Source organism: Streptomyces aquilus (assembly GCF_003955715.1).
GTDB lineage: Bacteria > Actinomycetota > Actinomycetes > Streptomycetales > Streptomycetaceae > Streptomyces > Streptomyces aquilus.
In genome coordinates, this window is record NZ_CP034463.1 from 894,666 (window position 1) to 912,258 (window position 17,593).

General features: G+C 72.1%; 17 protein-coding genes. 12 read left to right on the forward strand and 5 right to left on the reverse strand.

What is annotated here, in order from left to right; all coding sequences use genetic code 11:
• Positions 1–5 precede the first annotated feature (5 nt).
• The 6 genes from EJC51_RS04245 (at position 6) to EJC51_RS04270 (ending at position 7,383) form a co-directional block, all read left to right on the forward strand.
• On the forward strand, positions 6–2,555 hold the full coding sequence (locus EJC51_RS04245) for a helix-turn-helix transcriptional regulator (protein ID WP_126269754.1): 2,550 nt from the start codon (positions 6–8) through the stop codon (positions 2,553–2,555).
• 22 nt (positions 2,556–2,577) lie between these two features.
• A complete protein-coding gene (locus EJC51_RS04250) occupies positions 2,578–3,567 on the forward strand; it encodes an alpha/beta hydrolase (protein WP_126269755.1) in 990 nt (329 codons plus the stop codon).
• Positions 3,568–3,603: 36 nt separating this feature from the next.
• On the forward strand, positions 3,604–4,614 hold the full coding sequence (locus tag EJC51_RS04255) for an AraC-like ligand-binding domain-containing protein (RefSeq protein WP_126269756.1): 1,011 nt from the start codon (positions 3,604–3,606) through the stop codon (positions 4,612–4,614).
• Positions 4,611–5,552 (forward strand): helix-turn-helix domain-containing protein, encoded by a 942-nt coding sequence (locus EJC51_RS04260; RefSeq protein WP_244362481.1) that lies wholly within the window; start codon positions 4,611–4,613, stop codon positions 5,550–5,552. Before EJC51_RS04255 ends, EJC51_RS04260 begins: the two co-directional genes overlap by 4 nt.
• A 125-nt stretch (positions 5,553–5,677) precedes the next feature.
• Positions 5,678–6,646 carry an alpha/beta hydrolase gene (locus EJC51_RS04265; protein WP_126269757.1) on the forward strand — a complete coding sequence of 323 codons (969 nt, stop codon included), beginning with the start codon at positions 5,678–5,680 and terminating at the stop codon, positions 6,644–6,646.
• Between the two features lie 20 nt (positions 6,647–6,666).
• Complete coding sequence (locus tag EJC51_RS04270; protein WP_126269758.1) at positions 6,667–7,383, forward strand: alpha/beta fold hydrolase; 717 nt, start codon at positions 6,667–6,669, stop codon at positions 7,381–7,383.
• 141 nt (positions 7,384–7,524) lie between these two features.
• Here EJC51_RS04270 and EJC51_RS04275 read toward each other — a convergent pair whose 3' ends face one another.
• Positions 7,525–8,052, reverse strand: a complete 528-nt coding sequence (locus EJC51_RS04275) for a DUF1062 domain-containing protein (protein WP_166682823.1) — start codon at positions 8,050–8,052, stop codon at positions 7,525–7,527.
• 315 nt (positions 8,053–8,367) lie between these two features.
• On the opposite strand from EJC51_RS04275, the gene EJC51_RS04280 reads away from it, so the two are divergent.
• Positions 8,368–9,009, forward strand: a complete 642-nt coding sequence (locus EJC51_RS04280) for a dihydrofolate reductase family protein (protein ID WP_126269760.1) — start codon at positions 8,368–8,370, stop codon at positions 9,007–9,009.
• A gap of 27 nt (positions 9,010–9,036) precedes the next feature.
• On the opposite strand, the gene pgm is transcribed toward EJC51_RS04280, so the two are convergent.
• Positions 9,037–10,677 (reverse strand): phosphoglucomutase (alpha-D-glucose-1,6-bisphosphate-dependent), encoded by a 1,641-nt coding sequence (gene pgm, locus EJC51_RS04285; protein ID WP_126269761.1) that lies wholly within the window; start codon positions 10,675–10,677, stop codon positions 9,037–9,039.
• Positions 10,678–10,823: 146 nt separating this feature from the next.
• On the opposite strand from pgm, the gene EJC51_RS04290 reads away from it, so the two are divergent.
• From EJC51_RS04290 to EJC51_RS04300, 3 genes are all read left to right on the forward strand, one after another.
• A complete protein-coding gene (locus EJC51_RS04290) occupies positions 10,824–11,471 on the forward strand; it encodes a class I SAM-dependent methyltransferase (protein ID WP_126269762.1) in 648 nt (215 codons plus the stop codon).
• A 147-nt stretch (positions 11,472–11,618) separates the two neighbouring features.
• Positions 11,619–12,125, forward strand: a complete 507-nt coding sequence (locus EJC51_RS04295; protein WP_126269763.1) for a cupin domain-containing protein — start codon at positions 11,619–11,621, stop codon at positions 12,123–12,125.
• 169 nt (positions 12,126–12,294) lie between these two features.
• Complete coding sequence (locus tag EJC51_RS04300; RefSeq protein ID WP_126269764.1) at positions 12,295–12,516, forward strand: hypothetical protein; 222 nt, start codon at positions 12,295–12,297, stop codon at positions 12,514–12,516.
• Between the two features lie 440 nt (positions 12,517–12,956).
• On the opposite strand, the gene EJC51_RS04310 is transcribed toward EJC51_RS04300, so the two are convergent.
• Positions 12,957–14,321 carry a pyridoxal phosphate-dependent decarboxylase family protein gene (locus tag EJC51_RS04310; RefSeq protein WP_126269765.1) on the reverse strand — a complete coding sequence of 455 codons (1,365 nt, stop codon included), beginning with the start codon at positions 14,319–14,321 and terminating at the stop codon, positions 12,957–12,959.
• Between the two features lie 118 nt (positions 14,322–14,439).
• On the opposite strand from EJC51_RS04310, the gene EJC51_RS04315 reads away from it, so the two are divergent.
• Complete coding sequence (locus EJC51_RS04315; RefSeq protein ID WP_126269766.1) at positions 14,440–14,931, forward strand: MarR family winged helix-turn-helix transcriptional regulator; 492 nt, start codon at positions 14,440–14,442, stop codon at positions 14,929–14,931.
• A 69-nt stretch (positions 14,932–15,000) separates the two neighbouring features.
• Here the strand turns inward: EJC51_RS04315 and lexA are convergent, their stop codons facing one another.
• A complete protein-coding gene (gene lexA / locus EJC51_RS04320; protein ID WP_126269767.1) occupies positions 15,001–15,672 on the reverse strand; it encodes a transcriptional repressor LexA in 672 nt (223 codons plus the stop codon).
• A gap of 147 nt (positions 15,673–15,819) precedes the next feature.
• Between lexA and EJC51_RS04325 the strand changes: the two genes are divergently transcribed.
• Positions 15,820–16,518 (forward strand): 2-phosphosulfolactate phosphatase, encoded by a 699-nt coding sequence (locus tag EJC51_RS04325; RefSeq protein WP_126269768.1) that lies wholly within the window; start codon positions 15,820–15,822, stop codon positions 16,516–16,518.
• A 30-nt stretch (positions 16,519–16,548) separates the two neighbouring features.
• On the opposite strand, the gene EJC51_RS04330 is transcribed toward EJC51_RS04325, so the two are convergent.
• Positions 16,549–17,373, reverse strand: coding sequence for a hypothetical protein (locus EJC51_RS04330; protein ID WP_126269769.1), 825 nt, complete (start codon positions 17,371–17,373; stop codon positions 16,549–16,551).
• Positions 17,374–17,593 lie beyond the last annotated feature (220 nt).

Below are 17,593 nucleotides of genomic sequence, written 5' to 3' on the forward strand. Positions count from 1 at the left end.
CGGCAGTGGGTGGGGAAGCGGACGTCGACCGGCTCCTGACGGATGCCGACGCACCGCGGTCCCTGCTGGTGATCGGCGAACCCGGCAGCGGCAAGACCCGGCTGCTGCGGATCGCCGCGCGGAGGGCCACGGCCCAGGGGGCACGTGTGCTGGCGGCGCGTGCCTGCCCGTCGGAGGCGCGGGAGTCGTACGCCTGTCTGCACCAGCTCCTGCTGCCGGTCCGGGACGAGTGCGAGGCGTTGGCGGAGGACGAACGCCGGGTGTTCCAGGGCCTGTTCGCGGCCTGCGCCGCCCCGCCCCGGGACCGGGACCTGGCCACCGCGGTCCTGGCTCTGCTGGCCCACCTGGCACGGTCGGGTCCCGTGCTGCTGGCGGTCGACGATCTCCAGGACTGCGACCGCGCCTCCGCGGCCGTACTGGCTTTCGTGGCCCGGCGGCTCACCGGCCGGGCGGTCACCGCGCTGTTCACGGCGTGCGGTGACACGCCCCCTCCCGGTCTCCCCGCCGACATCGCCGTACGGTCACTGCGCCCCCTGTCCCCGAAGGCGGCGGCCCGGCTGGTGGACGCGCAGCCCGGTGCGCCCACCGGGCGGGCCAGGCTGGAGCTGCTCCGGCGGGCGGCGGGGAATCCGCTGGCGGTCATCGAGCTCAGCCGTGCCGCGGACCGGCCCGGGCGCATCCCGCGCGCGGTCGCCGCGTCTGTCGACGCGCTGCCGGAGGACACCCGGCGCGCCCTGCTGTACGCGGCCCTCACCGAACCGCAGGAGGAACTCGCCGTCCTGATGGCCGCGTTGGGCACCGACGACCTGCGGGTGTGGGCGCCGGCCGAGGCGGCCGGACTGGTCACCGTCGCCGACGGCCGTGTCGTCTTCCGCAACGCGCTGACGCGCCTCGCGGCCCTGCAACGGCAGCCGGCGAAACTGCGCCAGCAGGCCTGCCGGGACCTGGCCGCCCGGTCCGTCCACCGCGCCGGATATCTGGCCACGGCGGCTGTCGGCCCTGACGAGTCGGTGGCGGCGGCACTCGAAGAGGCCGCCGACCGGGCCGACCGCTTCACCGCGGCCCGCGCACTGGAGCGGGCCGCACAGCTCAGCCCCCGCGCCGTCGACCGGGTCCGCCGGCTCACCGCGGCCCTGACCGCCGCGAGCGACCTCGGCGACCCGGAATGGGTGCGCGAGCTGTACGCGGCACTGGCTGAGGCGTGTCCCGGTGCGGCGGGGTCGGGCGCCGCGGTCCGCGCCCTGAGCGGGGCGCTGTCGCTCCAGTCGTACCAGCGCGAGGCGTTCGACCTGGTGATGGGGGTCGTACCGCTGACGGACGACCCCTCGATGCTCTTGGGCCTCGCGGCCGCCGTCGCCCGTCAGTCGGGGCTTCCGGAGCACTGGCGGGAGGTCGGGCGGGCGGCCGGCGTGCACGCTGACGACGTCCTCGCGTCGCTGACCGCGCGAGCCTCGGCCGCACCGGGGTCGAGCCGGCCGGTCCAGCTGCTCGCGGCGGCCTCGCTCGCCCATCGCACCGACGAGTCCGACCGGTGCGCGGAGCAGTACCGACAGGCGGGCGAACTGCTGCGCGCCGAGGGCGCCTTGGGCCCGCTGGCCTGGGCGCTGCCGGACCAGGTGGACGCTCTGCTGGGTCTCGGACGGTGGGCGGAGGCCGAGTCGCTGATCGAGGAGGGCCTCGACCACGCCGCCGTCCACCGCTGGACCCGCGTCGAATTGGACCTCCAGGCCCTGCGCACCACGTTGCGGGCCCTGCGCGGCGAGAGCGACCCGGGCACCGCCGTCGCCGGCCCCGACGGGCGCTCCGTCAGCCTCCACGAGAACCGGGCCACCCATGCCCGGATGCTGCGGGCGGGCGGCCTGACCGCTCTCGCCCTCGGGGACGCGGAGGGCGCGTTCCGGCAGCTGCGGACGCTGTTCGCGGACGACGGCGAGCCCCTCGACCCCTTCCTCTCGCCGCGGTGCGTCGCCGAACTCGCCGTCGCCGCGCACCGCACGGGCCGGCAGCGGGAGGCGGCCCATGTCCTGGCCCGGGTCCGGCACCGTCAAGGTGACCGCCCGACGACCCGGATGACGCTGCTCATGCACCACGCGGCGGCCCTGGTCGACGAGGACGCGGACCCCGAGCACCACTTCCAGCTGGCGGTGGTCAACTCCGAGGCGGCCCACTGGCCGCTGGAACGGGCCCTGGCCCGGCTGGACCTCGCCCGGTGGCTGCGCCGCCGCAGGCGGCCGTTGGAGGCGCGCGCCCAGCTGACCGTCGTACTGGAGACCGCCGTCCGGCTCGGTGCCCGGCAGCTGGCCGAGTCGGCGCGCGGCGAGCTGCGCGCGAGCGGGGTGGCCGAGGCTCCCGCCGCGGAGCATCCGCTGGCCGAACTGACCGCCCAGCAACGGCAGATCGTCCGGTTGGCCGCGAAGGGCCTGTCGAACCGGGAGATCGGCGAACAGCTCTTCCTGTCGCCGCGTACGGTGGGCTCGCACCTCTACAACGTCTATCCCAAACTCGGCGTCAGCAGCCGCCATCAGCTGCGTGATCTCCTCGTGTGCGAGAAGTGACCGGGCGAGAGGCGGACATCGCATGGAGCCGGACGGGCAGCAGCCGTCCCCGCTGGTTCTGGAGCCGCTGGCGCAGCGCCTGCTCGACGCGTCCTCGGCGCCGCCGTTCCTCCACGAGCTGTCGCCGGCGGCCGGCCGTCAGGTCCTGAGGGAGTCCCAGGTCGAGCGGATCGAGGACTTCGCGGTGGACGCCGTGTTCCAGGTGGCGCCCGTGGGGCCGTCCGGGCTGGTGGGGTTCTGGCTGTTCAGACCCGCCGGCTCCCAAGGGCCGCTGCCCGCCCTGCTCTACGCCCACGGCGGCCGGTGGATGCTGGGCGACGCGCACACGCACGCGCGGCTGATCAGCGACCTCGTGGTCGGCGCGGGGGTGGCCGCCGTCGTCCCCGAGTACAGCCGCACCCCGGAGGCGCGCTACCCGGTGGCCGTCGAGGAGTGCTACGCCCTGCTGTCCTGGGTGACCGGGCACGCCGCCGAACTGGGGCTGGACGCGGGGCGGTTGGCGGTCGCCGGGGACTGTGCCGGCGCCACCCTGGCCATCGCGCTCACGCTGCTGGCGAAGTCGCGCGGCGGCCCGGACCTCAGCGCCCAGCTGCTCTACTACCCGATCACCGACGCCCGTTGCGCCAGCGCCTCCCAACGGCAGTTCGCCGATGGGTACCTGCTCACCCGGCAGGCCCTGCGCGCCTATTGGCGTCACTACAGCGACGATCCCCGGCGGCTGGCCGAACCGACCGCGTCCCCGTCACGGGCGAGCACCGCCCAACTGGCGGGACTGCCACCGGCGTTGGTGATCACGGCGGAGGCGGACGTGACGCGCGACGAGGCGGAGCAGTACGCGCGCCGGTTGCGCCGGGCGGGCGTCGCAGTGACCGCGGCCCGCTATCTGGGCACCGTCCACGACTTCGTCTCCCTCACCGGCCTGCGCGACAGTCCCTCGACCAGGGCGGCCGTGCGACAGGGCGCCGCCTTCCTGCGCGAGCGGCTCCGGGGCGCGAACCAGTCGACCGACTGATGCCTGGAGTGCCCGCTCCCAGGCAGGCTGACGGGTATGTCAGCCTTCTACGATTCCTTCACGGAAGACGACTGCGCGGCGCGGGGGCGCGGCCAGGTGTTCTGCACCCGTTCGGTGCCGCCCCGCGAGAGCCTGGAGTTCTGGCACGACGCGGTGTTCGCCACGCTGGTGGGGATGGACATCCGCACGGAGAGCGGGACGTACGACGCCACGATGCGCACGGACCGCCTGGGCGACCTGCGGATCACGACGGTCGACTGCGACCCGGGAGAGGTGCACCGCAACGCGGACCGCGTGGCCCGCGGGGACGGCACCCAGGTGTTCGTCGCCGTCCAGACCAGCGGCACCGCCCAGGTCGAGCAGGACGGCCGGTACACGGAGCTGCGGCCCGGTGACATCGCGTTCTTCGAGACCGTACGCCCGTACCGCACGCGTTTCCCGCAGCGGTTCCAGTTGAAGATCTTCGCCGTGCCCCGCGGCCTCCTCGGTCAGCCGGAGGCGGCCCTCGGACGGATCACGGCACGGGCCGTCCGCCCGCGAGGCGGCCTCGCCGCGTTGCTGTCGCCGTTCCTGTCACGGCTGGCGGACACCTCCGAGTCCTACTCGGGGCCGGTGGCCGACCGGATCGCCGAGAGCGCCGTCGGCCTGCTGGCCGCGGCAGCCGCCGAGCAACTGGGCGCGGAACCGGCCGAGTTGCCCGGCGCCGAGCGGGTGCTGCTGCTGCGCGTCCAGCGGTTCGTCCGCTGGAACCTGGCGGACCCCGGCCTCACGCCCGCGGTCATCGCCCGGGCCCACGGCATCTCGGTGCGCTATCTGCACCGGCTGTTCGAGCAGGAGGGCACGACGCTCGGCCAGTGGATCCGCCGGCTGCGGCTCCAGGAGTGCCGCAGGGAACTGACCGACACCGCCGGGCTGGGCGCCGCCGCCCGCCGCTGGGGGTTCAGCGGCACCGCGCACTTCGCCCGGGCGTTCCGCCGGGAGTACGGCACCTCGCCCACCGACTGGCTGCTCGGCGAACGCGACCGCCGCCGCCTGGAGCCGTCGTGAACGGGCCCGCGTGCGAGCAGCGGTCCTTCTCGCGCGCGTACGGCGACGTCGAACTGGTCACCCGTACCGACCCGGCCTCCTGGCGGGGCTCCCTGCGCCTGCTGCACCTGGGTGTGCTCCAGGTCGCGAGCGAGGACACGGACGCCGTGGAGGTCGTACGGACCACGCGGGACACGACGGCGGACGGCCGCACGCATCTGTTCGCCCGCCTCCAACTCCAGGGCACCGCCCTGGTGTTCCAGGACGGCCGCCGGGCCCGCCTGCGCCCGGGGGGCCTGATCTTCTACGACGCCGGCCGGCCGTTCAGCGTGGTGCTGCCGGAGGAGCAGCGGGCGCGGGTCCTGATGGTCCCCCGCCCGCTGCTGAGGCTGAGCGAGGCGGAGCTGGGCCGGATCACCGCGAAGGTCGTCGACGGCACGCCCGACAGCCCGGCCGGGTTGCTCCTTCCGCTGCTGGAGGGGCTGGTGCGCGAGATCGACGCGGTCGGCCCGGCCGCCCGCGAGGACCTCGCGCGTGCCGTCGCCGATCTCCTCGCGGCCCTGGCCGCCACCCGGTCGACCAGTACGGAGTCGGCCGGCGCGGGGCCGTCGGCCGGGACCGGGCAGGCCGCGATGCTGGACCGCGTCAAGGCCACCATCGACGCCCGCCTGGCAGAACCCGAGCTCTCCCCCGGCGTCCTCGCCGCGGAGCACGGCATCTCCCTGCGCTATCTGCACAAGCTCTTCCAGGAGCGGGGCACCACGGTCGGCGGCTGGATCCGCCGACGCCGGCTGGAGGCGTGCCGAGCCGAACTCGCCCGCCCCTCGGCGGCCGACCGAACCATCGCCGCCGTGGCCGCCCGCTGGGGTTTCGCCAGCCCCACCCACTTCAGCCACGCCTTCCGCAAGACGTACGGAGTGTCTCCCGTGCAGTACCGGGGCCGGCGCCACGGTGTCTGACGGGCCTGCCGTGCACTACCGGACCGGCACCGGTGCACTGACGAGCAATCGACCCCCGCCTCGCGGTTCTAGCGTCCTCACCGAGGCGCCCGCACAGCGCATTTCCCAGACCGAGGAGAACCCCCATGTCCGACGCCGCCGAGCCGGTCCAGCCGGTGCTGGAGCCGGCCGCCCAGGCCTTCGCCGAGGCGACCGCCAACCCGCCCTATCTCTTCGATCTCGGCCCGGTGGAGGGCCGTAAGACGGTCGACGAGGTGCAGTCCGGGGACATCGCCAAGCCCGCCGTCGACGAGGAGTGGATCACCGTCACCGGCGGCCCCACCGGCAGCGTCCGCACCCGCATCGTCAAGCCCGAAGGCGCCACCGGCAGCCTTCCCGTGATCGTCTACATCCACGGCGCGGGCTGGGTCTTCGGCAACGCCCACACCCACGACCGCCTGGTCCGCGAACTCGCCGTCGGCGCGAACGCCGCCGTCGTCTTCCCCGACTACGACCTCTCCCCCGAAGCCCGCTACCCCATCGCCATCGAGCAGAACTACGCCGTCGCCCAATGGGTCGCCGAACAGGGCACCTCCAAGGGCCTGGACGCCGGCCGGATCGCGGTGGCCGGGGACTCGGTGGGCGGCAACATGGCCGCCGCCCTGACCCTGATGGCCAAGCAGCGCGGCACCCTCCCCCTGGTGCACCAGGTGCTGTTCTACCCGGTCACCGACGCGAACTTCGACACCCCCTCCTACCACCAGTTCGCCACCGGCTACTTCCTGCGCCGCGACGCCATGCAGTGGTTCTGGGACCAGTACACGACCGACGCCGCCGAACGCGCCCAGATCACCGCCTCCCCGCTGCGCGCCACCACCGACCAGCTCACCGGCCTGCCCCCGGCCCTGGTCATCACCGGCGAGGCCGACGTCCTGCGCGACGAAGGCGAGGCCTACGCCAACAAACTCCGCACCGCCGGCGTCCCCGTCACCGCCGTCCGCTACCAAGGCATCATCCACGACTTCGTCATGCTCAACGCCCTGCGCGACACCCACGCCGCCGAAGCCGCCATCACCCAAGCCGTCACCACCCTGCGAACCGCGCTGCACGGCTGACCCGAGAAGGAGAACCACCCATGTCCACCACTCCCACCGTCGTCCTCGTGCACGGCGCCTTCGCGGACGCCGGCAGCTGGTCCGGCGTGATCGAGGAACTCCAGAGCCACGGCATCCCCGTGATCGCGCCGCCCAACCCGCTGCGCGGCCTCGCCTCGGACTCCGCCTACATCGCCTCCCTGGCGTCCCAGATCGACGGCCCCGTCGTCCTCGTCGGCCACTCCTACGGCGGTGCCGTCATCACCGTCGCCGGTGTCACGGAGAACGTGGTCGGTCTGGTCTACGTGGCCGCCTACGTCCTCGAAGAGGGCGAGAGCCTGGGCGAGTTGCAGGGGCGCTTCCCGCTCTCCCCGCTCGTCAGCAACCTCAAGCAGTGGACCTACCCGGTCCCTGGCGCCGACCCGGGTGTCGAGGTGACCATCGACGAGGGCGCCTTCCCGTCGGTGTTCGCCGCGGACGTGCCCGCGGACCTCACCAAGGTCCTCGCCGCGGCCCAACGCCCGCTGGCCGCCTCGGCGTTCGAGGAGACCGCGCCCGCGGCCGCGTGGAAGTCCAAGCCGTCCTGGGCGCTCGTCGCCGGCGCGGACGAGGCGATCAACCCCGAGGTCGAGCGGTTCGGTGCCAAGCGGGCCGGGGCCACGATCGTCGAGTTGGAGGGCGCCTCGCACGCGGTGGCGGTATCCCAGCCCGAGCAGGTCGCCGACCTGATCCGCGACGCGGTGCGCGCGACGAGCTGACAAGCCCTTGGTGGGTGGCGCGGCCGGACATCATCGCGATGTCCGGCCGCGCCGTCTCAGAGGGGACAGGTACTCAGCGGTACCCAGCGGTCATCAGCGCTTCGGCGCTTCAGCGCTTCGGCGCTTCAGCGCTTCAGCGCTTCAGCGCTTCAGCGTGAACGTGAAGTCGTCCGACACCTTGCCGGCCAGCCGGACCGCCGAGACCAGCTTTCCGTCCGCGATCAGTCGCTCGGCCTCGGCCCGCGAGAGACCACACGCTTCGGCGATCAGTCGCACCGGCCGGACCGGGATCCGCGCCGCGAAACGGACCGACACGTCGAGCACCTCGCACTCCAGGTGATCCGATCCACCGGTGTCCAGACGCCAGGCGCCGTCCCAGTCGAGGGCGATGCGGTTACGGCGCTGCACGACCGGCTCCTGGAGCAACTCGGCTGCCAGGGAGGGGTCGTTGGCGTGCATCCGGTCCAGCAGGTCGGGCCGGACGGAGCGGACGTTCATCCGCTCCCAGACGGTGAGCTTCGCCGTGTCGCCGCACCCGGCGCAGAGCACGAGGAGCCAGGCGTCGAGGCGCTTGTGGTGGGCGTTGACACGGAATTTGCCGTTGGCCCGGAAGCGCGGGGACGCGCACGCAGGGCAGCGGCGCAGGACGGTCGGCAGGCAAGTGGGCATGACGACCCAGGTGTTGAGCACAGAGATACACCGGTTTCAGTGAGAAGTCCGCAGCAAGAAGCAGCGCGGCGCACAGGTGCGACGCGCGACAGATCAGCTCTCGGGGGGTCTCACACGGTGTACAACGGCACGTCCTTTGCCAGACGACTCGGTCCGGCAGCACCGTAGGGCCATTCGGTGACGCCGTTCCACTGGTTTTCCGACGCCTCCGCCGAGGATCTGGTGGACTGACGGGGCGCCGGTGGGCAGCACTTCGGGTTCTCCGCCGGCTCGACGACCGGAAAACCCCCGCAAACGCACCAGGAGGCGCCCGTCATGTCACTCGCCCGCGTCCACAACTTCTCCGTCTCGCTCGACGGCTTCGCCACCGGCGAGGACCTGAGTCTCGAGGCACCGTTCGGCCACGCGGGTGAACGGCTGCACGAGTGGATGTTCGCCACCCGGTGGTGGAAGGAGACCACCGGCGGGAACGGCGGAAGCAGCGGCCTGGACGACGTCTTCGTGCGGCGCTTCGACCCCGGGATCGGCGCCGAGGTCATGGGCGCCGGGAAGTTCGGCTACCCCGGGTGGCACAAGGACGCGGACTGGAAGGGCTGGTGGGGACCCAACCCGCCCTTCCACACACCGACGTTCGTCCTCACCCACCACACGCGTCCGTCGATCGAGATGGAGGGAGGCACGACCTTCCACTTCCTCGACACCTCGCCCGCCGAGGCGCTGGAGACCGCCCGCGAGGCCGCGGGCGGCCTGGACGTCCGCATCGGCGGGGGCCCCACCGTCATCCGTGACTTCCTCGCCGCCGGGCTCATCGACCACCTGCACGTGGTGGTCGTACCGATCCTTCTCGGCCGGGGCGTGCGCCTGTGGGACGGGCTGGAGGAACTGGAGACGGCGTACGCCATCGAGGCCGTCTCCTCGCCGAGCGGGGTCACGCATCTGACGCTGACGCGCAGGTGAACCCGCCGCGCGTCGGCGACCGACGCGTCAGCTCCCGAGCGCGTTGAGCACCACGGCCCTGGCCTCCTCCTGGACCTGGCGCAGATGGTCGGCGCCCAGGAAGGACTCCCCGTAGATCTTGTAGACGTCCTCGGTGCCCGAAGGGCGGGCCGCGAACCAGGCGTTGGCGGTGCCGACCTTGATGCCGCCGAGGGCGGCGCCGTTGCCGGGCGCCTCGGTGAGGACCGTGGTGACCGGCTCGCCGGCGAGGGTGTCGGCGGTGACCTGGCGCGGGGACAGCTTGGCGAGCAGGGCCTTCTCCTCGCGGGAGGCCGGGGCGTCGACGCGGGCGTAGGCGGGGGCGCCGAAGCGGTCGGTGAGCTCGGCGTAGTGCTGGGAGGGGGTCTTGCCGGTGACGGCCGTGATCTCGGAGGCGAGCAGGGCCAGCAGGATGCCGTCCTTGTCGGTGGTCCACACCGAGCCGTCGCGGCGCAGGAAGGAGGCGCCGGCCGACTCCTCGCCGCCGAAGCCGAGCGAGCCGTCGGAGAGGCCGTCCACGAACCACTTGAAGCCGACCGGGACCTCGACCAGCGGCCGGCCGACGTCGGCCGCGACCCGGTCGATCATGCTCGACGACACCAGGGTCTTGCCGATCCCGGCGCCGGACGGCCACTGCTGCCGGTGCGAGAACAGGTACGAGATCGCCACGGCCAGGTAGTGGTTGGGGTTCATCAGGCCCCCGTCCGGCGTGACGATGCCGTGCCGGTCGGCGTCGGCGTCGTTGCCGGTGGCGATGTCGAAGCGGTCGCGTCGCTCGATGAGGGAGGCCATGGCGTACGGGGAGGAGCAGTCCATGCGGATCTTGCCGTCCCAGTCCAGGGTCATGAACCGCCAGGTGGGGTCGGTGAGCGGGTTCACCACCGTGAGGTCGAGGCCGTGCTGCTCGGCGATCCGGCCCCAGTAGGCGACCGAGGCGCCGCCGAGCGGGTCGGCGCCGATGCGCACACCGGCGGACCGGATGGCGTCCAGGTCGAGCACGCTCGGCAGGTCGGCGACGTACGCGCCGAGGAAGTCGTGGCGTCCGGTGCCGGCGGCGGCCAGGGCGCGGGTGTACGGGATGCGGCGTACGTCCTTCAGGCCGCCCATGATGATCTCGTTGGCGCGGTCCTGGATCCAGGAGGTCGCCTCGGAGCCGGCCGGGCCGCCGCTCGGCGGGTTGTACTTGAAGCCGCCGTCGGCGGGCGGGTTGTGCGAGGGGGTGACGACCACGCCGTCGGCGAGACCGGAGGTGCGGCCCCGGTTGTGGGTGAGGATCGCGAGCGAGACGGCCGGGGTGGGCGTGTAGCCGTCGGCCTCGTCGATCAGGACGGTGACGTCGTTGGCGGCGAACACCTCCAGGGCCGTGATCCGGGCGGGCTCGGACAGGGCGTGGGTGTCGGCGCCGAGGAAGAGGGGGCCGTCGGTGCCCTGGGCGGCCCGGTACTCGCAGATGGCCTGGCTGGTGGCGGCGATGTGGTCCTCGTTGAAGGCCGCCGCGAGGGACGAGCCGCGGTGTCCCGAGGTGCCGAACGCCACGCGCTGCCCTGGCTCGGCCGGGTCGGGGTGGAGCGCGTAGTACGCCGTGACCAGCCGGGCCACGTCGATGAGGTCCTCGGGACCGGCGACCTGTCCCGCTCGCGCGTCCTGCATTTCCCCGCACCTCCGCATGAGTCGACCACTGCGTACGGCGCTCATTCTCCCCTGTGCGGGCCGTGGGGGCGCGCACCGGGCGGCCGTTGTGGCCCGTGTACGGCGGATGCGACGATGCAGGTCGGCGAGCGAGGGGGAGCATCGACGTGACGCGCGAGGATCAACGGCCGCCTGCCGCAGTGCTGTTCGACGCGCTGGGCGCCGACTACGAGAAGGCGTTCGCCCACGCGCCCGCGCATCTGGCGGCGCTGGAGTGGCTGGTCGAGCGGCTGCCGCCCCCCGCGCGCGTCCTGGACGTCGGCAGCGGCACGGGACGGCCCACCGCGGCCGCGCTCGTCGCGGCGGGCCACTCGGTACTGGGTGTCGACGTCTCCCCCGTCATGGTCGAACTGGCCGGCCGTCAGGTGCCCGAGGCCGAGTTCCGCCATGCCGACATCCGTGAACTCCCGCTGGAGTCGGAGTCGTTCGACGGGGTGTGCGTGTTCTTCTCGCTGTTGCAGATGAGCCGGGCCGAGCAGTCGGCTCTGCTGCGGCGGCTGGCCGGGGCTCTCAGGCCGGGCGGGTATCTGGTGCTGGCCACCGTGGCGGCGGACGTGGAGGACGTCGAGGTGGTCTTCATGGGGCGGGCGGTCCGCGCGACGAGCTTCGCCGAGGAGGGCGTCGCCGCCGCGGTGGCGGAGGCGGGCCTGACGGTGCTGGCCCGGCAGCACCCCACCTTCACCCCGGACCACCCGGACGCCGCCCCCGAGCCCCACCTGTTCCTGTACTGCCGCCGCGACGCGGAGCGGCCCTGACGCCCCGGCCTTCCAGGCCATGCCTGGTGCCGCGGTAGTAGGTCCGCGGCACGAGGCGGGCTCCTCCTGAAGATCGTCCGGGAGCCCGATGCGGCCTCCCGGCGCGGGCGCCACGCTTTCGGTGTCACCCCGCCGAAGGAGCGCAGCATGTCGAACATCGCCTACCCGGAGCCCCGCTACCACGGAGACAAGGGCGAGGTGAACGCGGCCTTCCGCCCGGCCGACACCCCACCGGACATCTCCTCCCCCGGCGCCGCCACCCACTACCTCGCCACACACGCCTCGACCGGCGGTGAATTCGGGCTCTACAAAGTCGACTTGGGGGCACGGGCGGCCGGCGCCCAGACGCATTTCCACAAGGCGATGTCGGAGTCCTTCTACATCCTCTCCGGCGAGCTGGAGCTCTACAACGGCGAGAAGTGGGTCACCGGCCGCGAGGGCGACTTCCTCTACGTCCCCGTCGGCGGACTGCACGCCTTCAAGAACGTGACCGACGAGCCGATGTCCATGCTGATGCTGTTCTCCCCCGGCGCTCCCCGCGAGGAGTACTTCGAGCAGGTCGCGGAGATGACCCGGCGCAGCCGCGAGGAGCTCAAGGAGTTCCGCGTCCGGCACGACAGCTACTTCGAGGAGGACTTCGATTCCGGGCTCTAGCAGCCGAGGCGGCGGCCACCGCCGGCCCTGACCTGCGCAATCGCGTCGAGAGCCTCCCCAGGTGAGGGTGCGGTTCGATGATGCGGTTTGTCATGAAATGCGAAGATTTCCGTCCAGATCTGTGTCGACAGCCACAGCAAGCAGGCTGCGCGGAGGCGCATACTGAGCCATGACAAAGCCTGCGGCACGAACGCGTCATTTGCCCACCAGCCCCTTCAAAACCCCGGTCGCACCGGCTCCGAAGCACTTCGCCGAGGGCGACCAGGTCACCCACGACATGTACGGCCTCGGCCGGGTGATCGGCATGGAGGAAGGGATCGCGGCGCTCGTGGATTTCGGCTCGACGCAGATGCGGATCTTGAGCCCGTACGCCAAGATGACCAAGCTGTAGGACCACGGTGCCCGTCAGGGCGCTCCAGGTCCCGTACGGGACCTGCAACGAAAGGCAGACCTCTCATCGACCCCACGTCGCTGTTCTCCGCCCCGGAAGGGCAGCCCAGCCGTTCCACCGCTGTGTCGCCGCCTCCGACGATCAGCCCCTTCCAAGCCCCGGATTTCGGAGACGCCGAGGCCTTCTGGTCCGAGGATGCGCAGGCGCCCGCCCCGGGCACGGGTCCGGCGCGACCCAAGGCCGCCTAGCGGTCCCCGGCTGGTTCGAATCTCGCGTCCGCCACCAGTGCCTCACCGGGCACGATGTCGAAGGGCCCCACCGTCCGCGGTGGGGCCCTTCGACGTGGTCCGTCCCGGTCCGTCTTCGGCAGCCCCCGGAGGGCGTCGCCGGGAGGACGGTCGCGGCGGTGCGGTGGGCGTCATGGGGACGGCCGTCTCGCGTCAGTCGGCGTGGGCCAGTTGCTCGACTCGCTTGTGCAGATGCTCGACGTGGTGTTCGGATTCCGGCTTCATCAGGACACTGCGCAGGATGCGGGCACCGTCGGTGTCGGCAGTGATCTTGGGATGCCGGGCGGTGAAGGCCTCGTGGCCGGCTTTGAGGGTGCTGAGGTAGACGGGTTCGGCGCTGTTCATGCCGTCGGCGAGGATGCGGGCGGAGACCGCGTCGATGGCGGTCAGGGTCGCGGGCTCGACGGTGGGGAAGTACGTGACGATGTCCAGCTGGGGCGGCTGGTAGAGCTCCAGGGCGTCGGATGCGTTGATCAGGTCCGCCCATCTCAGGGCGGCTCGGCGGCCGGCCGCCAGGACCTGGCCGAGGCCGTCGGGGGTGGGCGGGAGGAGCTGGAAGGTGAGCCACAGGGCCGCCGCGGAGGCGCCGGCACGGGAGCATTCCAGGCTGATTTCGCCGAGGTGCAGCTCGGTGGAGGTGAAGTAGGTGTAGGGCGAGTCGTGGAGGTAGAAACGGCCCACCTCCGGGTCGCGGAAGAGAACGGCGCCGCAGCCGTAGGGCTGGAGGCCGTGCTTGTGCGGGTCGACCACGACCGAGTCCGCCTGCGCGACGGCCCGCCACGGCTCGGGCGGCAGGGCCTCGGAGCCACCAGTGCCCGCGAGGAGAGTGAAGAAGCCGCCGTATGCGGCATCGACGTGGATGCGGACGCCGTAGCGCCGGGCCAGGGGCAGAGCTTCGTGGACGGGGTCGACGGCGCCCAATCCGGTAGTACCCGTGGTGAGGACGACGGTGCCCACCTGACCGGTGCGCAGTACGTCCTCCAGGGCGTCGAGGTCCATGCGGCCCTGGCTGTCGGTGCGGACCGGGTGGCTCGTCATGCCCAGGACGTGACACATGCGGCCGTGGGTGTAGTGGGCCTCGGCGCTGTGGGCGACGCCCCGGCCGGGGTGGAGTTCGCGGGCGACGAAGAGGGCTTCGAGGTTGGCGATCGTGCCGCTGGTGGTGAGATGGCCGAGGTGGGTCTCGTAGCCGAACATCGTGGCGAGCTGGGCGACGACCTCGCGTTCCATTGCCGCGGTGGCCGGGCCGCCGTCCAAGGCGTGATTGTTGGGGTTGATCAGCATGGCGGTGAGGTAGCCGACCACTGCCGCGGGGTGCGGGGGCTTGAGCATCTGGCCCGCGTAGTGCGGGTGGAAGAAGGGGTAGTTGTCCTTCAGCCGCTCGGTGAACCCTGCGAAGACCGATGCGAGGCGGTCGTCGTCCACCAGCAGGGACGGGTGGGGTCGATAGGGGCCGAAAGTGTCCGCCCAGTCCTGTATCGCACGGGTGGCTCGGCCGAGCCAGTGCTCCAGATCCACTGCGTCTCCCTCTCGCTCACGGGTGTGCGTCCCACCATAGAATTTAGCTGAGTAGTCAGCAATTGATTGCTCAGTAGTTGAGACGGCAGTAGGTGTGGGGGCAGTAGAGTCGACGACGATGAACACCACGCCTCAGCACAGCGACGAAGCCGCCGCCCGCGCCGCCAACAGTCGGCACGTTCGGGATTTCGGCCTGCTGATCACGTCCGCCACTCGTCTGGAACAGCGCATCGACAGCGCGCTGCGACGGGAGTGCGGGATCAGTCACACCATGCTGGAGGTGCTGATACGGCTCTGCCGCCGGCCCGGCGAGGAAATCTCCCAGCGGCAGCTGGCCGACGACCTCACGCTCACCAGCAGCGGGACCACCCGCCTGATCGACCGCATGGAGGAAGCCGGCCTGGTCCGCCGGGTCCCCTCTCCCGGGGACCGGAGGGTGGCCCTGGTGGAACCGACCGATGAGGGACGTGGAGCGTTCCTGCGGGCCGCGGCCATTCACACCGAGGTGGTGGAGGAGTACTTCGTCAAGCCGCTGGCAGCCGACGACTACACGCGCTTGACCAGTGCACTGAGCCAGATCGACAAGGCGCTTCGCGCGGAAGCCACATGAGGGTCCCGGGCACGATCCGCACCACCTCGGCGGACGGTGGTCGCGGGGTCGACCTGCCGGTGGGGCGGGTCAGAGAACGCGCAGGACTCCGACGACCTTGCCGAGGATCTGGGCCTGGTCGCCGGGGATCGGCTCGTAGGCGGGATTGCGGGGCATCAGCCACACCTGTCCGTCCTGGCGGCGCAGCACCTTGACGGTGGCCTCGTCCTCCAGGAGCGCGGCGACGATGTCGCCGTGGTCGGCGCTGTCCTGGCGGCGGACGGTCACGATGTCGCCGTCGCAGATCGCCGCCTCGATCATCGAGTCGCCGGACACCGTCAGCGCGAACAGGTCTCCCTCACCGACGACCTGCCGGGGCATGGAGTAGACGTCCTCGACCATCTCTTCGGCGAGCAGCGGGGCACCGGCGGCGATCCGGCCGACGAGCGGCACCTCGACGGGTACGGCGCCGCGATGCCCCAGGTCGGGCGCCCAGGAGGGCCGGACCTGGTAGGCACGGGGCGTGTGGGGGTCGCGGTAGAGGACGCCCTTGCGCTCCAGCACCATCAGCTGATGGGCGACCGAGGAGGTGCTGGCGAGCTCCACGGCCTGGCCGATCTCCCGCATCGACGGCGGGTAGCCCTGCCGCGCGACCGTCTCCGTGATGTAGCGCACGATGGCCGCCTGGCGGTTCGTCAGCTCGCCTTCGGCGACCTTCGCGCCTGGGGGACGGCCCCGGCGGGCGGGCGCTGTGTTCTCCATCCGGGGCACCTCCGTACAAGATCCTTACGGAATGTGACCATATCCCACGCTTCTCTTGATGGGAACACCGTTTCGATCGGGAGGGCGGGTTCAGTGCGGGAAGACGGCGGTGCCGCCGAGGATGCTCAGGCGGAGAGGGAGTCACCGGTGGATCAACGTCTTGTCGGCATCGGGGAGTTGGGCGAGGTTCCGCGCGTCGCGGTCGTCGTCGATGTGATGCGGGCCTTCACCGTGGCCGCCTGGGCCTTCGCGCGCGGTGCCGAGCGGATCGTCCTGGCCTCGTCGGAGGAGGAGGCACTGGCCTTGAAGGAGAGCCGCCCGGGTTGGCTGGCGCTGAAGGACGGTCCCCCTGCGGCGGGCTTCGACGCGGTGAACTCCCCGGGTCTGGTCAAGTCGGCCGACCTCAGCGGTCGTACGGTGGTGCAGAAGACGACCGCCGGCACCGTGGGCGCGCTGGCCGTCGCCGACGCTCCGCTGGTGCTGTGCGCGAGCTTCGTGGTGGCAGGGGCGACGGCGCGGTTGCTGCGGGCCGAGGGTCATGGCCCGGTGACCTTCGTCGTCACCGGCGAGGAGGGCCGGGCCGACGAGGATCTGGCCTGCGCCGAGTACATCGGCCGGCGGATCGACGGGGAGGATGATGCCGAGGCAGCCCCGTACCTTCGCCGGGCGCGGGCTTCCCGGGCCGCGGCCGATCTCGTCGACGGAGTGCGGCTCGGATACCGGGGAGTTCATCGGGACGACGTCGAACTCTGCCTGGAGGTCGACCGGTTCTCCTTCGCGATGGTGGCGCGACGGGACGCGTCCCTCATGGTGCTGCGCCCCGTCGGGGAGCACGACGGTCCGTGACCGGCCGCAGCCTTCCGGAGAGGTTGTCCGTCAGGGGGCTGACTCCGGGCGTTGCCGCAGCTCCTCGATCTCGGTCCTGAGGCGTTCCGCTTCGGGGCTGAGGTCGTCGGCGGCCGTGAGGATCCGGTCCGCGTCCGCGATCAGGGCGTCGTCGCAGACGCCGCGGTCCGAGAGGGTGCGCAGCCGGCGCAGGTAGTCGTCCGCGGTCTCCAGTTCGGCGCCGACCCCGGCCGGAGGGTGGTAGCCGAGAGGACCGAGGAAGGCGACCGAACCTGCCGGGACGGGCGTCCTGTCAGGCCCCTCCAGCAGTGCGATGTCCATGAGGTACAGGCGTGGGCGCACGTCAGGGGCGTCACCCATCGTGAACAGGACGCGTTCCACCTCTCCCGCCGCGAGGTCGTAGTCCGCGTCGACGGCCACGGTCGCCGGGAGGTCCCGATCCCCCGTCGAAGAGAGATCTATGTCGTAGTCGGCGGTGATCTCCGTGATGCCGCCCGTCCTGGGCAGGCAGGGCGGTGCCGCACCCGGGGGGTCCAGGTTCCGCACGTCGCGCAGGGTGAACCGGAACTCGCCGATCGCCGCCTTCAGTTCGCCCGGGTTGCGGAGGGTGAGGGTGAGTCTCGTCGCGAGGACGGTGCCGGCGAGCGAGCGCGTGCCGGCACGGAACTTCGCCGGAATCTTCTGCGGCGCCGGGAACTCCCGGGCGATGACCTCGACCCGGGCCGACTTCGACGGCGCCGCCGGGCTCGTGGGGGTCGACCGCGCGGCGCCGCTCGCCGGGGCGTCCTCACCGGGCGCGAACGGGTTGGGCAGCCAGCCGAAGAACACCGTGACGAACGCCAGTACGGACGCCATCCCCAGCGCCGTCAAACTGGTCCGCCAGCCGTCGGCCGCGCTCCGGGAGGCGTCGCCGCTGCGCCGGGCGCTGTCGCCGCCGTTCTGAGACCCGCCGTGCGCGCGCCTGGAGCCGTCGTCTCCGTTCCTGGGGTCGTCGCCCCCGCTTAGGGAGCCATCTCCCCCGTTCCTGGAGTCGTCGCCCCCGTTCCGAGAACTGTCGCCCCCGGAGCCGTTCGCC